The following is a 19,770-nucleotide window of genomic DNA, read 5'->3' as shown; positions in this document are numbered from 1 at the left end:
GACGGTGGAGGGATGGCGATGACACAGGATCGGATCGCGCCCACGACCTTGGGGGGCATCCGTGCGCCGCGCGAAGTGCCGCTCCCGGAAATGGTGCGGGTGAGCCAGCGGTGGCCCACGCCCGGCCGCTGCGACGTGGACGCCGAGATTCACCGGCGGATCGATGCTCCGGAGATTGTGCGCCGGATCCCGAAGGGCGGTCGCGTCGCCGTCGCCGTGGGCAGCCGGGGGGTGGCGGAGATCGATCGGATCACGGCCGCCGTGGTCGCGGCGTTGAAGCGCCACGGCGCCGCGCCCTTCGTCTTTCCGGCGATGGGCAGCCACGGCGGGGCCACGGCGGAGGGGCAGGTGGAAGTTCTCGCCGCGCTCGGGGTGACCGAGGCGCGGATCGGCGCGCCGATCGTCTCGGGGATGGAGGTCGTCGAGTTGGGCCGCCTCGGCGATGGGTCCGGGGTCTTTTGGGATCGGAACGCCCTCGCCGCAGATGCCGCCGTCGTCGTGGGCCGGGTCAAGCCGCACACGCTGTTCCGTGGGCCGATTGAGAGCGGCCTGATCAAAATGTCGGTCATCGGTGCCGGGAAGCAGCGGGGGGCGATGTCGATCCACGCCACCGGCCCGAACGACCTCGGTCCGCGGCTGCTCGAGGCCTGGCCGATCGTGCGCGAGAAGACGCCGCTGGTGTTCGGCGTCGCGGTGGTCGAGGATGCCTACGATATCCCGGTCGAGATCGCCGTCGTGCCGAGCGAGGCGTTCGTGGAGCGGGAACCAGGGCTCCTGGCACGCGCGCGCGAGCTCATGCCCAGCCTGCCGGTGCGGGACATCGACGTGCTCGTTGTCCAGGAGATCGGGAAGAACATCAGCGGCGACGGCATGGACCCGAACATCACCGGTCGGTATCTCTCGCACGTCACCGGCGGCCCCACGATCAGGCGGATCGTGGTCCTCGATCTGACCGAGGAGACCCACGGCAACGCCACCGGGATTGGGATGGCGGACCTGACCGTGCGGCGGGTAGTGGACAAGATCGATCTCGAGCCCACCTACATGAACGGCATCACCGCTGCGATCACAGAGGGCTCGCGTCTGCCGGTGATCATGGTCGCCGATCGGGATGCCATCTGGACGGCGCTCCTGACCACCCAACGGCCGACCCCGCCGGGGACCGAGCGCCTTGTCTACATTCGGAACACGCTGGCCTTGGGAGAGGTGGCGGTCTCAACCGCCCTCGTCCCCGATCTCGCCCCGCACGCCAAGGTCACCTCGAAGCCGTTTGCGCTGGGGTTCAGCGCCGACGGCACGCTCGTCTCCCCGCTCGCGGCTGCGGCCGTGGGCGCGCGGACGGTCTAAGGCCAGGCCGGCATGCTCGAGCGCGCGGCACCCCAGCCCGTCGGCCCGACGCGCGAGCCGCTCGCGGTCAAGGTCGCGAGGCTGAACGAGACGCTGCGCGGTTTCGCCGGGGTGGTCGTGGCGTTCTCGGGAGGAGTGGACAGCGCGTACCTGCTCGCCGCGGCCGCGGAGGTGCTGGGGAACCGGTGTGTCGGGGCGACCGCCGTCTCCCCCTCGCTCGCCCGCGACGAGCTCACGGTGGCCCGGCGGATCGCGGCGGCGATCGGGGTACGCCACCTCATCGTCGAGACGGACGAGTTCGAGGACCCCCGCTACCGGCGGAACGACGTCCAGCGCTGCTACTTCTGCAAGCACGCACTCTTCACGCGTCTCGGCGCCCTGGCCGGAGATCTCGGCTTCGCCGCGGTGGTCTACGGGGCCAACGCGGACGACCTCGGGGACTACCGTCCCGGGATGCGGGCCGCGGCGGAGTTCGCGGTGCGGGCCCCCCTGGTCGAGGCCGGACTGACCAAAGAGGAGATCCGCGGGCTCGCCCGCGGGAGGGGGCTGGAGATTTGGGACAAGCCGGCGTCGCCGTGCCTCGCCTCCCGCCTGCCGCACGGGATGCCGGTGACCCTGGTGGCCCTTCGCCAGGTCGAGGAGGGCGAGCGCGTGCTCCACGGGCTCGGCTTTCCCGAAGTTCGGGTTCGACACCACGGCGAGGTCGCCCGGATCGAGGTGCCGCTGACCGAGATGACTCGGCTCCTCACCCTGGCGCCCCAAGTGACGGTCGCGCTCCGGGCACTTGGGTTCCGCGAGGTCGCGGTCGATCCGCGCGGCCTCCGGTCGGGCGCCCTGACCGCGGAGGCGCTGCGGGCGCAGCGGGAGGCGGGGGGGGCGCGCCCGTGAACGAAGACGCGCTCGGCCGCCTTCTGCGCGACGTGCGCGCGGGACGCACGAGCATCGAAGCCGCCCTCGACGCGCTCCGCTGGCTGCCGTTTGCCGACCTGGGGTTCGCGAAGGTGGACACGCATCGCGCCCTCCGCCGCCGGGCGGCGGAGGCGGTTTACTGCCCCGGCAAAACGTTTGAGCAGATCGTCGACATCACGCGGGCGCTGCGCCGGACCGATGCCGCGGTCCTGCTGACCCGAGCCGCTCCGGAGGTCGCGGCCCGGGTGCTCCAGGCGATCCCGGACGCCCGCCACGTCCCAGAGGCGTCGCTCGTCGTCGTCGGGACGCCGCCCGGGCACCCCACCGGCTGCGTCGGGGTCCTGACCGCCGGGACGGGGGATATCGGGGTGGCGGAGGAGGCCGCATGGACCGCCGAGGCGATGGGAGCGGCGGTGATCCGCGCGTACGATGTGGGCGTGGCCGGCCTTCACCGATTGGCGGCCCAGCGGGAGTTGCTCGAACGCGCGCGGGCGCTGGTCGTCGTGGCGGGGATGGACGGCGCGCTCCCCGCGGTGGTGGCGGGACTCACCCGCGTCCCGGTGATCGGGGTTCCCACCAGCGTGGGGTACGGCGTCCACCTCAACGGGCTGGCACCGTTGTTGACCATGCTCAACGCCTGCGCGCCGGGGGTCGCCGTCGTCAACATCGACAACGGGTACGGTGCCGGGTATCTGGCCGCGGTCATCAATGCCACCCCGGCGGGCGCCTCCCAGCCCGCCGACGGCGGGCACCCCGTGAGCCGCGACGCCGATGCGCATCGGCTACCTTGACTGTGCGAGCGGGGCGAGCGGCGACATGCTGCTCGGCGCGCTGCTGGGCGCCGGCTGGACCGAGGCCGCGCTGCGCGATGTCGTCGCCGACCTCGGCGTTTCCGTGCGGGTCGCGATCAGCCGTGTCGATCGCCGCGGCGTTCCGGCCGCTCGCGTCGAGGTCCTGGAGGACGGACCGCCCCACTCGCGGCCCTATCCCGTTTTGGCCCGACTGCTCGCCGAGAGCCGGATCGATCGCGCCCTCGCTACCAACGCCGCGCGGGTGCTGGAACGGCTGGCCGCGGTCGAGGCGGGGGTCCACGCGACGCCGATCGCCGAGGTGCACCTTCATGAGTTGGGAGGCCTGGACACCCTGGTGGACGTCGTGGGGGTCTTGGCGGGGGTGCGCGCCCTCGCCCTGGACCGTCTCGTCGCCTCCCCGGTGAATCTCGGCCGCGGGTGGGTCCGGACCGACCACGGCATCATCCCGGTCCCGGCCCCCGCCACCGCGGTGCTGATCGAAGGGATGCCGGTGTATGCCGGCGAGGTCGAGGGCGAACTGCTCACGCCCACCGGTGCGGTGTTGCTGGGGACCCTCGTCAGCGGGTGGGGGCCCCTTCCCCCCATGCGGCTGGAGGGCATCGGCGTCGGGGCCGGGAAGGCCGATCCGCCGAGGGCCAACGTTCTCCGGCTGTTCGTGGGGGAGGCGCTGGGGGAAGCCGCATCGATACCGTCCGAGGCGGAGCGGATCGACGCCGGATCGGCCGACGCCCGCGTCGAGCGGCTCGCGGTTCTGGAGACGTCCATCGACGATATGAACCCGCAGCTCTTCCCGCACGTCGAAGCGCGGTTGCTCGCGGCCGGCGCGCTCGATGTGATGACGATCCCCGCCGTGATGAAGAAAGGCCGCCCCGGACATCTCCTGCGGGTGCTCGCGATTCCCGACCGGGTGCGGGCGCTCTACGGCATTCTCCTCGCCGAGACGACCACGCTGGGGGTCAGGGTCTACGAGGTGACCCGGTTTTCGGTCGGGCGCCGCCGGGTCGAGGTCGAAACCGAGTTCGGTTCCGTTGCCGTCAAGGTCGCCGAGGATCTGTCGGGGGTGCTGACGATGACCCCCGAGTTTGAGGTGTGCCGCGCCCTCGCCCAGCAGCACGGTGTCCCCGTGAAATGGGTGATCGCCGCGGCCCATCGTGCGGCCGCCGTGCTCGGGGAGCGCGCGCGGCCGCGGTGACCCCCCGGGTCACGCGCCTCCGGGGGCGATCGGTGCGGCGGCGGGGAAGTCGTGTCGGGGCAACAGAAGGGCGAGCGGGAGGATGGTTATCGTGACGAGTCCCAGCGTCCAAAACACGGCGGCCAGCCCCGATCGGTCGGCGATCACGCCGTAGGCGGCGGGGGCAATCGCAGAGCCCAGAAACGTGATCGTATAGAACACCCCGTACGCGCGCTGTCCCCGCACCTGATCCACCAGAGCCGCCACCCCGGCATAGAGGACCGATGAGGTACCGTTCAGGACGATGCCGAGGGCGGTGAGGTAGACCGCAAACACCGCGGCGCCGTGCGGCCAGAGCAGGCCGATCACCCCGGCGGCCGTGACCGCTTCGGTGGTCAGGATCACCGGCCGGTCGCCGATCAGGTCGGTCAGCCAGCCGCAGACGAACTTCCCCGTTGCGCCGCCGAGCGTCATGACCGCGAAGAGGCCGCCGACTTCGGCCTTCCCAAATCCGCGCGCCACCAGCAGGAACGGGAGGAAGGTCAGAGCCGCGGACCGGGTCCCCTGGTCGATCACCCCGATCGCCGTCATCACGGCGAAGGCCCGGGGGCGATGGATCCCCCACCAGGTCGACGCTCCCCTCGTGCGGTCCGGTTCCTCGGTCGACGGTTGCGGGTCACCCCCGGGGTGCCGGTGGGCCCAGAGATACGCCAGCCCGACGGCGGCCCCGAGCCCCCCCAGGCTTGCGATGCCCGCCCGCCACCCCACCAGGGTGGCGAGGATCCCCGCCGCCGCCGGGAGCGAAAACTTCCCGATGTCGCCGGCGACGTTGAGCGCGCCGACCGCCCGGCCCCGTCCGCGGGGGTCGGCGACGCGGGCGATCCTGTTGGTGGCGATGGGGTGGTACGCCCCCGCACCGATCCCCGCGGCGGCCACCCAGCCCAGCGCGATCGCGAAGGTGGCGGCGGCGCCGAGCGCGGCACAGGCCCCGCCGAACCAGGCCAACCCGAGCCCGAGCACGGCCCGCTCGCCCGCGCGCCCCGCCAGTGCGGCGAGCGGGATCTGCGCCCCGCTCATCGCCAAAATATGGGCCGTTCGAAGCAGGCCGGCCCGCGCGTAGCCCAGGTGGAGATCGGCGGCGATGAAGGGGAGGAGGACGGTGAGCCCCGCGGTCAACCCATCGTTCCAGACGTGCAGGAGGGAGACCCAGGCCAGGTCCGTCCCGCGCCGCGTCGGGTGGCGAGACGGGGTGGCCACCTCAGCCTCGCACGCGGGGCCACCGGGGCGCACCGCCGGTGGCGTCGAGCGTCGCATCAGGAGAAGGGGACTCGGAGGGCATCGGCAGAGGTGTTCGACGCGCGATCCGCCGCTCACTTCAGCCCGGCGCCGGCGCGGGAACGGGGGCGCTGCCGCTGGAGGAGACGGCCGTCCGAGCCGAGAAGTCGGGGCAAATGCCCGGGGTTCCGCTGTGGCAGCCGTTCCCCCTGAGAGCCCTTCCCCCGTGGGTCCTCGCGCTGATCGTGGTCTGGACGCTCGTGTGGAAGGGGCTCGCCCTGTGGCGGGCGGCGCGCGCGGGGCAGACCGGATGGTTCGTGGTTCTGCTCGTTGTGAACACCTTGGGACTTCTCGAGATCGTCTATCTCGTCTTTGTCGTCGGGCGCATGGAATCGCCCATCGCGCCGGGATGGCGGATCGGGGGGGGCGGCCCGTCGTCGGGGTCGTCCGCGGGCGGAGGCGCCGATGCACGTCCGTGAGCTGTTCGACCTCTCGGAGAAGGTGGCGATCGTCACCGGCGGATCGCGCGGCCTGGGGTTTCAGATGGCGGCCGCGCTGGGTGAGGCGGGGGCGTCGGTCGTCCTGACCGCGCGGAAGGCCGACGAACTGGCGGCGGCGGCGGCGCGCCTGACCGAACGCGGTGTCCGGGCGCGGGCCGTCGCGTGTGATGTCAGTCGCGCCGATGAGGTAGAAACCGCGGTCGCGCGCACCCTCGAGGCATACGGCCGGGTAGACATCTTGTTCAACAACGCCGGGGCGACCTGGGGCGCTTCAATCCTCGAGATGCCGGTGGAGGCCTGGCGGAAGGTCATGCAGACCAACGTCGACGGGGTGTTCCTCATGGCGCGCGCGGCGGGTCGCGCCATGATCGAGGCCGGCCGGGGCGGGAAGATCGTCAACATCGCGAGCGTGGCGGGATTGGTTGGCGCGGACGCGGGCGTTTTGGACGCGATCGGCTACAGCACGAGCAAGGGGGCGGTGATCGCTTTCACCCGAGACCTGGCGGTGAAGTGGGCGCGGCACCGGATCACCGTGAACGCGATCGCGCCCGGGTTCTTTCCGAGCAAGATGACCCGGTGGCTGATCGAGCACCGGGGGGAGGCGATCCTCGACACGATTCCGATGGGCCGGTGGGGGGGCGAAGACGACTTGAAGGGGGCGGCGCTGTTCCTGGCGAGCCCGGCCAGCGACTACGTCACGGGGCACGTCTTGGTTGTGGACGGCGGGCAGACCGCGCGGTGACGACGCCGCCGAGGAGCGAAGCGATGGGGGGGAATGCGGTGCAGCGACTCTGCGTGGTGGGCGCCGGTACGATGGGGCATCAGATCGCCATGCTCGGCGCGCTGGCCGGGTGTGGGACGGCGGTGGTCGACGTGAGCGCGGAGGCACTGGAAAAGGCCCGGTCGAGCAACCACGCCCACATGGCCCGGTGGGTGAAGCGGGGGCGGCTCTCGGAAGGCGACGCCGAACAGGCGCTGGGGCGGATCCGGCGGACCACCAGCATCGAAGAGGGAGCGCGGGATGCCGATTTTGTGATCGAGGCCGTGGTCGAGCGGTTGGCGGAAAAGCGCCAGGTGTTCGCCACCCTCGACCGAATCGCTCCGCCCCACGCCATCCTGGCGACGAACTCGAGCACGATCCGCAGTTCGCTGCTGGCGGATGCGACGGGGCGGGCGGACCGGGTCTGCAACATGCACTTTTTCAATCCGCCGCTGGTGATGGAGTTAGTCGAGGTGGTGATGCACCCGCGGACCAGCGAGGCCACCGCCGAGGAGGCGATGGCGCTCGCCCGGCGCATGCGCCGCACGCCGATCCTCCTGCGCCGCGAGATCTCCGGGTTCGTCGTCAACCGCATCCTCGCCGCGATCATGGACGAGTCGATGCGCCTCTACGAGGCGGGGATCGCGTCGTTCGAAGACATCGATCTGGCGGTGAAGAAGGGGTTGCGCCACCCGATGGGGCCGTTTGAGCTGATGGACCACAACGGCATCGACGTTGCCTACAACGTGCGGATGCAGCGGTTCGAGGAGAGCGGAGATCCGGCGCAGCGCCCGGCGCGCAGCATCGTGGAGCGGTACGAGCGAGGCGACTACGGGCGCAAGACCGGGAAGGGGTGGTACGTCTACCCCCCGGTTCCATCGTCGTGAGGGGAGAGGCGGGGGCGCGATGGTGATCGCCCGGCGGGCGGAAGGAGCGAGGTGGCTGCTTGAGCCACCGTCGGCCGAGGAGGTCTTCACTCCGGAACGGTTCTCCGAAGAGCACCGCATGATCGCGCGGACGGTTCGGACCTTCCTGGCGCAGGAGGTGGGTCCGCTCGACGCCCGCTTGGAACAGAAGGACCTGCCGCTGATGCGGTCGGTGCTGCGGAAGATCGGCGCGCTTGGGGTGTTCGCGGCGGACGTGCCGCCGGAGTTCGGCGGGGTGGGGCTCGATCGGATCACCGGGCTCCTGCTGGCCGAGACCATCTCCCGCGGCTCGGTCTCGTCGACCGTGGGGGCACACGTGACAATCGGGATGCTGCCGATCGTGTTCTTCGGGACGCGATCCCAGCGCGCGCGCTACCTGCCCCGGATGGTGACCGCGGAACTGGTCGGGGCGTACGCGCTCACCGAGTCGACCGCGGGGTCGGATGCGCTCTCGCTCCGTACCACCGCGGTGCCGGACCCGGACGGCGGCTACCGGCTGACCGGGAGCAAGCAGTTCATCACCAACGGCGCGATCGCCGACGTCTACATCCTCTATGCCAAGGTCGAGCCGAACAAGGTGACCTGCTTCATCGTCGACCGGGAGACCTCGGGCTTCACCGTGGGGCCCGAAGAGCACAAGATGGGCCTCCGCGGGTCGTCCACGACCACGCTGTTCCTCGACAACGTGCGCGTCAGCGCCGAGCACGTCCTTGGCGAGGTGGGCCGGGGGCACGTCGTGGCGCTCAACATCCTGAACGTGGGCCGCTTGAAACTCGGGGCCGGATGCGTCGGCGCGGCGAAACACGCCCTCCGCGACGCGGTGGCGTACGCCCGCGAGCGGCGGCAGTTCGGCCGGCCGATCGCGTCGTTCGGGTTGATCCAAAAGAAGATCGCCGAGATGGCGATTCGCATCTACCTCGCGGAGAGCATGGTGTACCGCACCGGCGCCCTCCTCGACCACGCCCTCGACGGGATCGACTTAACCGGCGATGGCGGCGCGGCGGAGGCCGCCCGCGCGCTCGCCGAGTACGCTCCCGAGTGCGCGATCAACAAGGTCTTCGGCTCTGAGGCGCTCGATTTCGTCGTGGACGAGATGGTGCAGATCTACGGCGGCTACGGGTTCATCGAAGACTACCCCGCCGCCCGCGCCTACCGCGATGCCCGCATCAACCGGTTGTACGAGGGGACGAACGAGATCAACCGGCTGGTGATCGCCGGACAACTGCTGCGACGGGCCGCGAACGGGCGGTTGCCCGTGTTGGAGGCGGCGGCGCGAGCGGCGGAGCACCTCGGCCGGGATCCGGGCGCGCCGGAGGAGGAGCGGGGGGACCTTCTCGCCCGCGCCAAGACGGTCGTCCTGGCCGGCTTGGGGCGGGCCTTCGACCGCCTCGGCCCAAGCCTCGACGAGCACCAGGAGGTGCTCGCCTTGGTCAGCGACGGGATGATCGAGATCTTCGCCGCCGAATCCGCGGTGCTCCGCGCGGCGGCGGGCGCGGGCACCCACGGCGGCCCGCTGATGACGGAGATCGCGGCCTACGCGGTCGACGCGATGGCCCGCCGACTCGGGGGGCTCGCCGCCGAGATGCTCTCCGCGGTCGAAGAGGGGCCGCAGTTGGAGCGCGATCTCATCGGCGTTCGCCGCCTTCTCGCCGTGCCGCCCCGCAACACGCTTGCCGCCCGGCGGGCGATCGCCGAGCGGATCCTAGAGGGCGGCGGCTACCCACTTGGGCTGCCGGCCGCGTAGAGGGCGAAGGCCGGGGTCCGGCGGGCGCGCCTCGCGGATCAGGGGATGCGGAGCTGTGGCCGCGTCCCCTTGATGTTGCCGACGATCCCGGCCCGTCGCCCGCCGGCGGTTTTTCATATCCCTCCGTCGCCGGCGGAGCCGAGAGGTGGCCGCGTCCCACGGGACGCACGGACGGAGGGAGGACCGTCGGCTGCCTCCGGGGACTGCGCCGTCACCCCGAGGCTCCCGGGGAGGGGAGGACACGCCGCCTCCCCCGCCGCCGGCGATGTCCGGGCACATGCCGAAAGGGGCACACACAGAATGTGGGGTTGCGCGGTCGGAGCGCCTGGCTTGCCGCGGTGAGGAGGGGTCCACGGTGGTGGCTGGTCCCCGCGTTGGAGGAGCTGTGAGCGCAGACCTGATCACCGAGGCGCCGTTGCCGGTGGCGTTCTTCATGCGCCTGGGCACCCGCTCCTGCGAAGAGTGGATCAGCCTGACGCGGGTATTGCTCCTGCTGACGCTGATTCCCGCACTCTGGTTCGGGGTCATTCCGATGACCCACCCAGCGGTTACCCCGATCGTGGTCCTCCTCGGCGCGTACGTGATTCTCCTCGCGGTCGGGCCTCGCTGGATCGTGCTCTTCCGGAAGGTTGATCTCATCATCGCCCTCGACATTCTGGTGGTCACGCTTGTGGTGATCATCTCGGGGAACCTGAACAGCCCATTTCTCTATCTCTACTACCTGACGATTCTCGAGGCGGCGGCCCGGCTCAACCTGCGCCAGGCCATTGCCGCATCTTTGGCGATGGCCGCGATAATCATCCTGCTGTGGACGCGCGCCGGGGAAGGGACGGCGCTGGAGACGACCGGGTTCCGGCTTGGGGCCGTCATCGCCGGCGGATTCTTTCTGGCGCTGTTCCTCGGCATGCTGGTGCAGGATTACCGGGCGACGCTGGAACGGGCCCGGTGGACGGATTTGCTGGATCGTCGTCTCCGGGAAGCCACTGAAAAGATGGAGGCGCAGCTTCAGGAACTGCAGTTTTACAATGACCTGGCCAGCCACCTCTCCGGAGAACTGCGGGTGGAGGGGGTGATCGAAATTCTCCTCCGCGTCTTTCTGGAGACGGTTGGGATGCCCAAAGGGGTGGCCTACGTCACGAGGGAGGATGAGTTGCCCCGGTTCGTCGCCGCCCAAGGGTTTGACTGGGCGGAAGCCGGACACGCGCCGGGGGATCTGTCGCTGCCCGTTCTGCCCGCTGGAGCTGTCGGCGGGGAGGTGTTGATCCATCGGATCCAAAGCACCGACGGCCAGCCGGAGCGGGTCCTGGCATGTGTCCCTCTGATTCGTGCCGGCGGGCTGCGCGGGTGGCTGTGTGCGCTCGGCGATATCCCGGAGACCTTTGCCGAGTCCGTGCTCCGACGGGTTCACGGAATGGCCGCCCAGGGGGTGTCGGCCCTGGAGGCCGCTCGGCTGCACGAGGAAGTCCAGCACATGGGGGGGGCCGATCCTTCCCGTTCGCTTTTCCCGTGGAGTGGGGTGCAGAAGCTTGTTACGGACGAAATCCGACGATGTACGGGGCTGCTGATCGTCTTCTCCATCGCGGAGATTCAGTTGGAGGACTACTCCAGCGATGCGGTCGCGGAGAGCGACAGAGATTTCGCGCTCCGGCGCGCCATCAAGGTGTTGCAAACCTCGCTGCGGCGGGTCGACGTGATCGCCCACGACGGGGCCGGGCGGTTTGCGGTATTGCTTCCGAGAGTCGCCAAGATCAACGCCGTCGACATCCTCCAGCGGTTGATGCGGAGATTGGAAGAAGATGCCGTGGCGGCCCAACTCCTCAGCGTAAAACGGCTCATGATCTCCGCGGGCGTCGTCTCCTTTCCCGAGGACGGCACAACCGTCACCGATCTGATCGATAAGCTCTCGGAACTGCTCGCGCAGGGGCCGTCAACCCCGGGGCGCGTCAAGGTCCCCATCTCTTAGTCCCCACAGATAGTCCCCACAGAGTTCCTCACCCCGAGCGTCCGGGTTCCTGCATCGCCGCTGCTGATCTACCGTGCCGGATCGCGTAGTTGACAGGGTAGGATCGCGACCGTAAACTTGCTTGTGGCGGGAGTGCCGCCATCGCGGGGGGCGTGGTGTAGCCTGGTTTAACACACCTGCCTGTCACGCAGGAGACCGCGGGTTCAAATCCCGTCGCTCCCGCCAGATCAAACCCAGTACAGGCTCTCGCTCTTCCCCTGGTTCGGGATGCGCCCGAAGAGCCGGTGATCTCCTCCGGGCACCGATCGGGGCTTTTTTTATGAACCGGACACCTGCGATACGCCACCCAACGAGATCACCGCTGTCCTCGAACCGGCACGGCGTGCCTGGTCCGTGCTCAATGAGTAGGCGGGAGCGCGGGGTGGGGCGTCAAGCGAATAGGAAAGCGAATTCGAGTAGAAAAGCACATTGAGGGAAGGAGAAGGCGGCACATGGACGTCGGAATTCTAGGGTCGGGGGACGTGGCGAAAGTCCTGGCTGCCGGGTTCCTCAAGTGTGGTCACGGGGTGATGGTAGGCACGCGCGTCCCTGCGAAACTGGCAGACTGGGCAAAGGAGTATCCGCGTGCGCGCGTAGGCGGCGTCGGCGACACGGCGAAGTCCGCCGAAGTCCTCGTCCTGGCGGTCAAGGGCACGGCGGCGGCGGAGGTCCTGCGCGCCGCAGGCGCGGCCAATCTGGCGGGAAAGGTCGTAATCGACGCGACAAACCCCATTGCAGATGCGCCGCCCGCGAACGGGGTGTTGAAGTACTTCACCGATCTCAATGAATCACTGATGGAGCGTCTCCAGCGGGAGTTTGCCGGCGCCCGGTTCGTGAAGGCGTTCAATTCTGTCGGCAACGCGTGTATGGTCCACCCACAATTCAGCGGGGGAAAGCCCACCATGTTCATATGCGGGAACGACGATGCGGCGAAGAGCATTGTCACCGGCATTCTCGATCAGTTCGGTTGGGAGACGGCCGATATGGGTAAGGCCGAAGCCGCTCGTGCGATTGAACCCCTCTGTATCCTCTGGTGTATCCCCGGTCTCCTCCGCAATGATTGGGTTCATGCGTTTAAGTTGCTCACCCGAGGGTGACAGCGGCAGAGACCGGCCGTGTCAGAGCAGCGCGAGTTGGCCAACTCCGCTTAGCAACCCATCGTTGGGACCCCGGACGGATCCGGGCGTGCCACGATCATCGTGTGTGATCTCAAGTGCAGCGCGGCCCATCGTCACCGACGTCGCGGAGAGGTTGTTCCCTCGTCTCAGGAGGGCGGCCCGCTTACCTGGAAATCAGCGGGGGCGGCGCGATGCTCTTGGGCAATAACAGGTAGTAGCGGCCGAGGGCGCGCATGGTGCCTGCCCGCGCTTCAGCCTCGGACCCGAAGCCCCAGAAAAGATCGCCACGCACCGGTCCGGTAATCGCCCCCCCGGTGTCCTGTGCGACCAGCAACCGCCGTACCTGCCCACCTCGATCCGACGCGTCGAGAAAGATGGGCGCGCCCAGAGGAATGAACCGGTCGTCGACGGCGAGGCTGCGCCCGGGCGTCAGGGGGATTCCCTCTGAGCCGACCGGGCCAGCGCCGGTCATTTCACGGAAGAAGACGTAGGAAGGATTCTGATCCATCAACGCCGCACCGGCTGTGGGATGGTTCACGATCCAGGCGCGGATCGATTGAAGAGACACCGCATCCCGGGCGAGCGCGCCACGATCGACCAGGACCTTGCCGAGCGCGATGTAGGGCTGCCCGTTCTGCCCGTCATAGCCTAGACGCACGATCGATCCATCCGGTAGTCGGACCCGTCCCGAACCTTGAACTTGAAGGAAGAAGGCATCCACGGGATCGTCAACCCAAAGAATGGCAAGATGCATCGCATCGAGTGCACCATGTTCAATTTCGGTCCGGCTCGCGTACGGCTCGAGGGTGCCGTGGACGACGCGGCCGGCAATCCGTTCGCCCCGCCAGGCGGGGCGGAAGCGGCCGAGGTCCACCGTCACCAGGTCGGGGGGGCGCTTCAGAATGGGTGTGAGATAGCGCCCGCCGCGCTGGCGTGCGCCCCTGAGCTCGGGTTCGTAATAGCCGGTGAAGAGACCCTCGCTCGAGCCATTGTTGCCGGCCAGGTAGGGCCTGAACTCGGCCTCGAAGAAGCGCCGCGCTGCTTCGTCGTTTCTCACTACCTGTCCCGCGTCGGCGCAGGGGCCGCGCCAATCGGCGGCCGTGGATTTCAGGGCAGGCGGGCCGACGGCGGCGCCGTCGCGGAGCTTCGCCAGTTGGCCGCAGGACATGAGGAACGCGAAAAGCGCATCGGACAAACGATCCTCGGTCCACCCCCGCAGCGCGCCGAACCCCTCGGGTGTAAGCGTGAGATGTGGGGGAGGCGGCGGGCCACTTGTGCACGCGGCAACGAGGAACAGCACAAGAGCTGCGGCGGGGCTCGCGAGGCGCCAATTCATCGCCGGGCCGGTGTGGGGAGGTCGGGGGGGAGGAATTCTCCGCCGATATCGGCGATCGTCCTGACGAACTTCTCCCGGCCGCCGTCGACGATCTTGCCGTCCCCGGTGCGCGTGATCCGGTTCGAGGCCGACCCAGTCATCTCAAACAGGTATTCTTGCCGCCCGACCTGGTATTCCTCGCGCCCACGGCGATCCCGAAGGGGGGACACCGTGACGGGGGTCTCTTTGTCAGCGTTGATGACCTACGCCCCGGGTGCCAGACGCCGGCTCCTTTCGGAACCGGAAAGAGGCACCCGGACCATGCCCAGGTCGGTTACCCGGTCGGGCAATTCGAAAGAGATCAAGCGGATCGTCTGCCGGAGGGGTAGATCGACGTGCGGTGCGGTCGGGGACCAAGCACCCGGCCCAGGAGATAGCGGCCGTCCGATCGAAAGTGCGCCTCCGGATAAGACATGCGGGCCTCGAAGACGGGCACCGCGAAGGCTACGGACGGATGGGTCACCCCCTCGCGGCGTTTGGCGAAGATACCGTAGGCGCCTGGTGGAAACTTTAGTCGGACCCTGGTGTTTTGTGCCGTCCGACGCGAGACGCCGGTCGGCCGGCACCACGGATGGGGCCGCGCCCGGCGCCGGGGACATCGTCGACGAAGAGGTGTGGATTCTATGGCAAGCTGGATGCGCGCGGCGCAGCGATCGATCATGTCGTCACCCCCGACCGGCGGGGTGCGGCCGCCCGCCGCGCCGCAGGGTCGGCGGGGTGGATGGCAGCGATGGCGCCCTGTGTGCACCCTGGTCCTGGTTGCCCTCGCCCTCGCCGGATGCGCGGCCGCCCGGGGGCGCGGGCAGGACCCGCGGGCCGCCGCACCGCCTCCGCCCTCCGTCGTTGTCGTCGAAGCGATTCGGCACACCGTCCCCATCTATAGCGAAAATGTGGCGCAAACGGTCGCTGTTCAGATCGTGGACCTGCGCGCGCAGATCGGGGGGACGCTCGAGCAGGTGCTGTTCAAAGAGGGCGCTGAGGTCAAACGGGGCCAGCTGCTTTTCGTCATCGACCAGCGCCCCTATGCCGCCGCGCTTCAGGCGACCCGGGCCCAGCTGGCAACGGCGCAGGCGAACCTTAGGCAGGCGCTCGAGCAGGTACAACTCGCCCAGGCCAAGGCACAGCAGGCGGCCCTCCAGGCGACTCTGGTGAATGCGCAGAAACAGGTGGAACGCGATCGCTATCTGGTGGCGCAACAGGCGGTCGCACAACAGCAACTGGACAACGACACCGCGGCGGAGCAGGCAGCTGCCGCCAACGTTGCGGCGCAGGAGGCCGTGGTCAAGAACACCGCCCTTTCGACCCAGATCGGCATCGAGCAGGCGCGCGCGGGCGTGCAGCAGGTTCAGGCCGCGGTCACGCAGGCCGAACTCAATCTTCGCTATACGCTGGTGCGGGCGCCGATTGACGGCACCGTGGGTCTGTTGAGCGTCGACCAGGGCAACCTGGTTGCCGCCAACGCGGAGCTCGCCACGATGTCGTCGGTCGACCCGATCGTCGCTCAGTTCCGCCTCAGCGAGGTCACGTTCCTCGGCCTCGTCAAGCGCACCTCCGCCGAGGCTGCGAGAACGGGGTCGACTCCGCTCGGCGTGCCGTCGTTCCAGTTGGTGCTGGCGGACGGCAGCACCTACGCGCATCCCGGCACCTTCCGGACGCTCGACCGGGCGGTGGATCCCCAGACCGGGACGATCGTCGTGCAGGCACTGTTCCCCAACCCAGAGCGGCTTCTGCGGCCGGGCATGTTTGCGCGTGTGCGGGCCAAACTGCAGGACCGGCCCAACGCCGTGCTCGTCCCGCAGGTGGCGGTGCAGGAGGTTCAGGGGGTCAAGACGGTATTCGTCGTTGCCCCCGACAATAGTGTCTTGGTGCGTTCACTCGAGGACGGCGGGCCGTACGGCCAGTTCTTCGTCGTCCTTAATGGGCTGCGCGCGGGCGACCGCGTGATCGTCGAGGGGGTCCAGAAGGTCCGGCCCGGCATCAAGGTGACGCCGACGCTCCGACCGGCGCCGGCGTTGCCCGGGCCGAACGGTCGCATTGACCCGTGGGAGGTCCGGGCATGCTGAGCCAGTTCTTCATTCACCGCCCGGTTTTCGCAATGTCGATCTCGCTGCTGATCATCATCGTCGGCGCGCTCTCCTACGGCTCGCTGCCGCGCGAGCAGTACCCAAGCATCGCCCCACCCACCGTCACCGTGACCACCACGTACATCGGTGCGAGCCCGGAGGGAGTCGCGCAGAACGTGGCCGTGCCGATTGAGGAAGCCGTCAACGGGACGCCCAACGTGCTCTACATGCAGTCCCAGAGTTCATCGAACGGGCAGTACACATTGACCGTCACCTTCCGCCTCGGGACCGACCCTGACATCGACGCCGTGGCGGTACAGAACCGCGTGAGCCAGGCCTCGGCCAACCTGCCTGCCGCGGTCAACAACTTCGGCATCGCGGTGCGCAAGGCATCACCGAACTTCTTGATGGGCATTGCGGTTTACTCACCGCAGGACAGCTACGACCCGACGTTTCTCACCAACTATGCGTTGATTCATATGGTCGACCCGCTGACGCGCGTCCCCGGCGTCGGCGATCAATTCGTCTTCCCGCAGCGGAGCTACGCGCTGCGCGCCTGGCTCCGTCCCGATCGGCTTGCCGCCCTGGGGCTGACGGCGAGCGATGTCTCAAACGCGATCGCGTCGCAGAACGTCGTCGCCCCGACCGGGACGCTGGGGCAGCGCCCGGCCCTGCCCGGAACGGAGTTCCAATACACGGTCACCGCCGAGGGGCAGGTGACGGACCCGAGCCAGCTCGACGATATCGTCGTCCACACGCTTGCGGACGGCAGCGTCGTCCGGCTGCGCGACGTCGCGCGCACCGAACTGGGAGCCCAGGACTACAGCACGGACGGTGCGCGGAACGGTCATCCCGCCGCCATAATCATCCTGCTGCAGAGCCCTGGGTCGAACGCACTGGCCGCGTCTCAGGGAGTGCGCGCGGCGCTCGCCGATCTGTCCAAGACCTTTCCGCCCGGCCTCACCGCGGACATCGCCTTTGACACGACACTCTTTATCACCGCGGCGCTGCGCGACGTCAACCGGACCCTCGGCCTGGCGGTGCTGTTGGTGCTGCTGGTGGTGACCGTTTTTCTCGGCCGGGCTCGGGCCACGCTCATTCCGATGCTGGCGGTTCCAGTCTCCCTGGTGGGCACGTTCGCGATCTTCAACGCGCTCGGTTTCACGGTGAACATCATGACGATGTTCGCCTTGACGCTGGCGATCGGGCTCGTCGTGGACGATGCGATCGTCGTGGTCGAAGCGGTGGAACGCCACATCGATGGAGGACTCGCACCGCTCGCGGCGGCGGAGGCGGCGATGCGCCAGGTCCAGGGTCCCATCATCGCCATCGTGCTGGTCCTGGACGCCGTCTTCCTCCCCACCGCGTTCATCGGCGGTCTCAGCGGGCAGCTGTACCGGCAGTTTGCGCTCACGCTCGCCGCGAGCGTGACGCTCTCGGGGCTGGTGGCGCTCACGCTGACGCCCGCACTCTGCGGGCTCCTGCTCCGGCCCCACACCGCCGGCCGAGGGCCGCTCGGCTGGCTGTTCACGGGATTCAACACGTTCTTCACCCGGGGCACCGAGGTGTACATCCGGCTGCTCAGGCGGTGTATTCGCTGGCGCTGGTTCATGCTCGGCGCCCTCGCGGTGATCGCGGTGATCACCTTCGAGATCCTGCGGCTTATCCCGTCGACGTTCGTGCCGATCGAGGACCAGGGATTTTTCGTCGTGGCCTTCCGGCTGCCGGACGGGGCGACGCAGAGCCGCACGGAAGCGGTCGAGCGTAAGGCGGAGGGATTTCTGCGGGGCCTCCCCGGCATCGACACGATCGTGACGGTTGGAGGCTACGACCTTCTCGCTGGGGGGACGATCAGCTCCAACGCCTTTGCGGCGTTTGTCACACTGAAACCGTGGGACGAGCGCCGGTCCCGGAACACCCAGCTGTTCCCGCTTCTGGTACGGGCCAACGCTGAGTTCTCCCGCTATCCGGAGGCCATCGGGTTCGCGTTTCCGCTGCCGCCACTGCCGGGGGAGGGCAATGTCAACGGCTTCCAGTTTATGGTGGAGGATCGCAATGGCACCGGCGACGTCAGTGCGTTGGCGCGTGTCGCCGGGAAGGTCATCGGGGTCGCCGGCATCCATCCGGAGGTGACCGCGCTCTCCACGGGGTTCCGCACGACGACGCCACGATATCACGTGGCCGTCAATCGGGACATGGCCGGCACGCTGGGGGTACCGGTGGACAGCGTCTACCAGAGTCTCTCGGCGTTCCTCGGCGGGCTGCAGATCAACAACGTCACCCTCTTCGGACGGGTCTACAAGGTGATGATCCAGGCCGAGCCGGCGTTTCGCATGACCTCCGCCAACATCGGTGAGCTCTACGTCCGAGCCTCGGGGGGAGGCATGGTGCCGCTCAGCACGTTGGTCACGGTCACGCCCGGCACCGGTCCGGCGATCGTCACCCGTTACAACGGGTACTACGCCGCGGAGGTGGATGGGCAGGCCCCGTTCGGCGCCAGCTCGGCGCGGGCAATCGATGTGATGGAGCGGACAGCCCGTACCGCGCTACCGGCCGGGTACGGATACGAATGGACCGGGTTGGCCTATCAGGAGAAACAGGCTGGGACCACGCAGTCGCTGATCTTCGTGCTCGCGCTTGTGCTGGTCTTCCTGTTGCTCGCGGCGCTCTACGAAAGCTGGACCATCCCGTTCAGCGTGCTGCTCGGTGTGCCGCTCGCGGCGTTTGGCTCGCTTGCCGCCATTCTCGTCCGCGGGATTGTGTTCCGCGATGTCCTGGGCGACGTCTACGTGCAGATCGGCCTGGTGATGCTCATCGGGCTCGCGGCGAAGAACGCGATCCTGATCGTGGAGTTTGCGAAGGAGCAGAACGATCGCGGAGGTCTGTCGGTGGTCGACGCCGCGATCGCGGGGGCCCGGTTGCGGCTTCGTCCGATCTTGATGACGTCCCTCGCGTTCGTCTTCGCCGCGCTCCCGATGGTGTTCGCCGCAGGAGCGGGCGCCAACGCTCGCCACTCCCTCGGCACCGGTGTTGTCGGCGGCATGGCCGTGGCCACATTGTTCGGCATCTTCTTCATTCCTGTACTCTACGTGTTGGTGGCAGGGAAAAATCGCCGCCGAGGCTCCGAAGGACCGTCGGCGGTCCCCGAGGCTCCAGCCACCTCGGCGCCGCCCGTGGAACGGGGCTAGGCGGCAGCGCGCCTATGCCCCCTGGACGGGCAGACCACCGTCAGAGGGGCGGGTCATTGCCAAGGGCCATCGTCCTACGCTGTCCCCGCGACGATGATCCAACCTCCGTATGCATCGAAGCGCGGGGCCGGGTGAGGTTCCTCTGTGCTCCCGCCCTAGGCGACTGCGCGGTGGCGCGCCAAATCTTCCCTCGTGCTCTTGGCTCGCCCCAGACTCGCGAGCAGCGAACGACTTTGTCCGACCGTCGATCGTGAACGACACCACGGCTCGGATGTTATAATACCTATCGAACAAGGTTTGCAGGTGGTGCTGCTGACACGGGTTTCCCCTCGCGGACGGGCATCGCATCCTGCATCATCGCTTGACACCCGCTGGGAGCTCGTGTCCCAGCCCCCGTGAGTGTTACCAACGTGCGTGGGGACCACTGCTAGTCCTCGAGGGCTCTCATTGGGAGCACCGGGAGACTCACGGGTTTAGAGGAGCGGACATGTGTTGACCTTGGTATCGCAATCCTCCTTTGGAACCTTGCCGAACTGATCCATGGACTCCATGGCGGATCGTGGACCTTTCCGCGGCGAGT

15 protein-coding genes and 1 tRNA gene are annotated in these 19,770 nt (G+C 68.6%); 13 read left to right on the top strand and 3 right to left on the bottom strand.

Annotated elements, in window-relative coordinates:
* Nucleotides 1–18 precede the first annotated feature (18 nt).
* From VKV57_00900 to larC, 4 genes are read left to right on the top strand one after another with little or no spacing between them, the layout of a single operon-like run.
* Complete coding sequence (locus VKV57_00900; GenBank protein ID HLW58461.1) at nucleotides 19–1,347, top strand: hypothetical protein; 1,329 nt, start codon at nucleotides 19–21, stop codon at nucleotides 1,345–1,347.
* Between the two features lie 12 nt (nucleotides 1,348–1,359).
* Nucleotides 1,360–2,235 carry an ATP-dependent sacrificial sulfur transferase LarE gene (larE, locus tag VKV57_00895; protein HLW58460.1) on the top strand — a complete coding sequence of 292 codons (876 nt, stop codon included), beginning with the start codon at nucleotides 1,360–1,362 and terminating at the stop codon, nucleotides 2,233–2,235.
* Nucleotides 2,232–3,047, top strand: coding sequence for a nickel pincer cofactor biosynthesis protein LarB (gene larB, locus VKV57_00890; protein ID HLW58459.1), 816 nt, complete (start codon nucleotides 2,232–2,234; stop codon nucleotides 3,045–3,047). Before larE ends, larB begins: the two co-directional genes overlap by 4 nt.
* Nucleotides 3,028–4,260 (top strand): nickel pincer cofactor biosynthesis protein LarC, encoded by a 1,233-nt coding sequence (gene larC, locus VKV57_00885; GenBank protein HLW58458.1) that lies wholly within the window; start codon nucleotides 3,028–3,030, stop codon nucleotides 4,258–4,260. Before larB ends, larC begins: the two co-directional genes overlap by 20 nt.
* 9 nt (nucleotides 4,261–4,269) lie before the next feature.
* Here the strand turns inward: larC and VKV57_00880 are convergent, their stop codons facing one another.
* Complete coding sequence (locus tag VKV57_00880) at nucleotides 4,270–5,496, bottom strand: MFS transporter (GenBank protein HLW58457.1); 1,227 nt, start codon at nucleotides 5,494–5,496, stop codon at nucleotides 4,270–4,272.
* Nucleotides 5,497–5,534: 38 nt separating this feature from the next.
* Between VKV57_00880 and VKV57_00875 the strand changes: the two genes are divergently transcribed.
* The 7 genes from VKV57_00875 (at nucleotide 5,535) to VKV57_00845 (ending at nucleotide 12,543) form a co-directional block, all read left to right on the top strand.
* Nucleotides 5,535–5,993 (top strand): DUF5652 family protein, encoded by a 459-nt coding sequence (locus VKV57_00875; protein HLW58456.1) that lies wholly within the window; start codon nucleotides 5,535–5,537, stop codon nucleotides 5,991–5,993.
* Nucleotides 5,980–6,756: an SDR family oxidoreductase gene (locus tag VKV57_00870; GenBank protein HLW58455.1), complete on the top strand. Its 777-nt coding sequence runs from the start codon at nucleotides 5,980–5,982 to the stop codon at nucleotides 6,754–6,756. The genes VKV57_00875 and VKV57_00870 overlap by 14 nt, the downstream gene beginning before the upstream one ends.
* A gap of 23 nt (nucleotides 6,757–6,779) precedes the next feature.
* Nucleotides 6,780–7,661 (top strand): 3-hydroxyacyl-CoA dehydrogenase family protein, encoded by an 882-nt coding sequence (locus VKV57_00865; GenBank protein ID HLW58454.1) that lies wholly within the window; start codon nucleotides 6,780–6,782, stop codon nucleotides 7,659–7,661.
* Between the two features lie 19 nt (nucleotides 7,662–7,680).
* Complete coding sequence (locus VKV57_00860; protein ID HLW58453.1) at nucleotides 7,681–9,444, top strand: acyl-CoA dehydrogenase family protein; 1,764 nt, start codon at nucleotides 7,681–7,683, stop codon at nucleotides 9,442–9,444.
* Nucleotides 9,445–9,829: 385 nt separating this feature from the next.
* Entirely contained in the window at nucleotides 9,830–11,407 is a 1,578-nt protein-coding gene (locus VKV57_00855; GenBank protein ID HLW58452.1) for a diguanylate cyclase, read from the top strand.
* A 146-nt stretch (nucleotides 11,408–11,553) separates the two neighbouring features.
* Nucleotides 11,554–11,632: transfer RNA gene (locus VKV57_00850), tRNA-Asp, on the top strand.
* Nucleotides 11,633–11,898: 266 nt separating this feature from the next.
* Nucleotides 11,899–12,543, top strand: a complete 645-nt coding sequence (locus VKV57_00845; protein ID HLW58451.1) for an NAD(P)-binding domain-containing protein — start codon at nucleotides 11,899–11,901, stop codon at nucleotides 12,541–12,543.
* A gap of 184 nt (nucleotides 12,544–12,727) precedes the next feature.
* Here the strand turns inward: VKV57_00845 and VKV57_00840 are convergent, their stop codons facing one another.
* Both VKV57_00840 and VKV57_00835 read right to left on the bottom strand, forming a co-directional pair.
* Complete coding sequence (locus VKV57_00840) at nucleotides 12,728–13,759, bottom strand: murein transglycosylase A (protein HLW58450.1); 1,032 nt, start codon at nucleotides 13,757–13,759, stop codon at nucleotides 12,728–12,730.
* Nucleotides 13,760–13,896: 137 nt separating this feature from the next.
* Complete coding sequence (locus VKV57_00835; protein HLW58449.1) at nucleotides 13,897–14,109, bottom strand: hypothetical protein; 213 nt, start codon at nucleotides 14,107–14,109, stop codon at nucleotides 13,897–13,899.
* A 453-nt stretch (nucleotides 14,110–14,562) separates the two neighbouring features.
* Here VKV57_00835 and VKV57_00830 point away from each other — a divergent pair, with 453 nt between their 5' ends.
* The gene (locus VKV57_00830) at nucleotides 14,563–16,002 is read left to right on the top strand and encodes an efflux RND transporter periplasmic adaptor subunit (GenBank protein ID HLW58448.1); all 1,440 of its coding nucleotides are present in this window, start codon (nucleotides 14,563–14,565) and stop codon (nucleotides 16,000–16,002) included.
* Nucleotides 15,996–19,190 (top strand): efflux RND transporter permease subunit, encoded by a 3,195-nt coding sequence (locus VKV57_00825; GenBank protein HLW58447.1) that lies wholly within the window; start codon nucleotides 15,996–15,998, stop codon nucleotides 19,188–19,190. The genes VKV57_00830 and VKV57_00825 overlap by 7 nt, the downstream gene beginning before the upstream one ends.
* Nucleotides 19,191–19,770 lie beyond the last annotated feature (580 nt).

The organism is bacterium, from assembly GCA_035307765.1.
Lineage (GTDB): Bacteria > Sysuimicrobiota > Sysuimicrobiia > Sysuimicrobiales > Segetimicrobiaceae > Segetimicrobium.
This window is presented reverse-complemented; position numbering and strand designations above follow the sequence as displayed.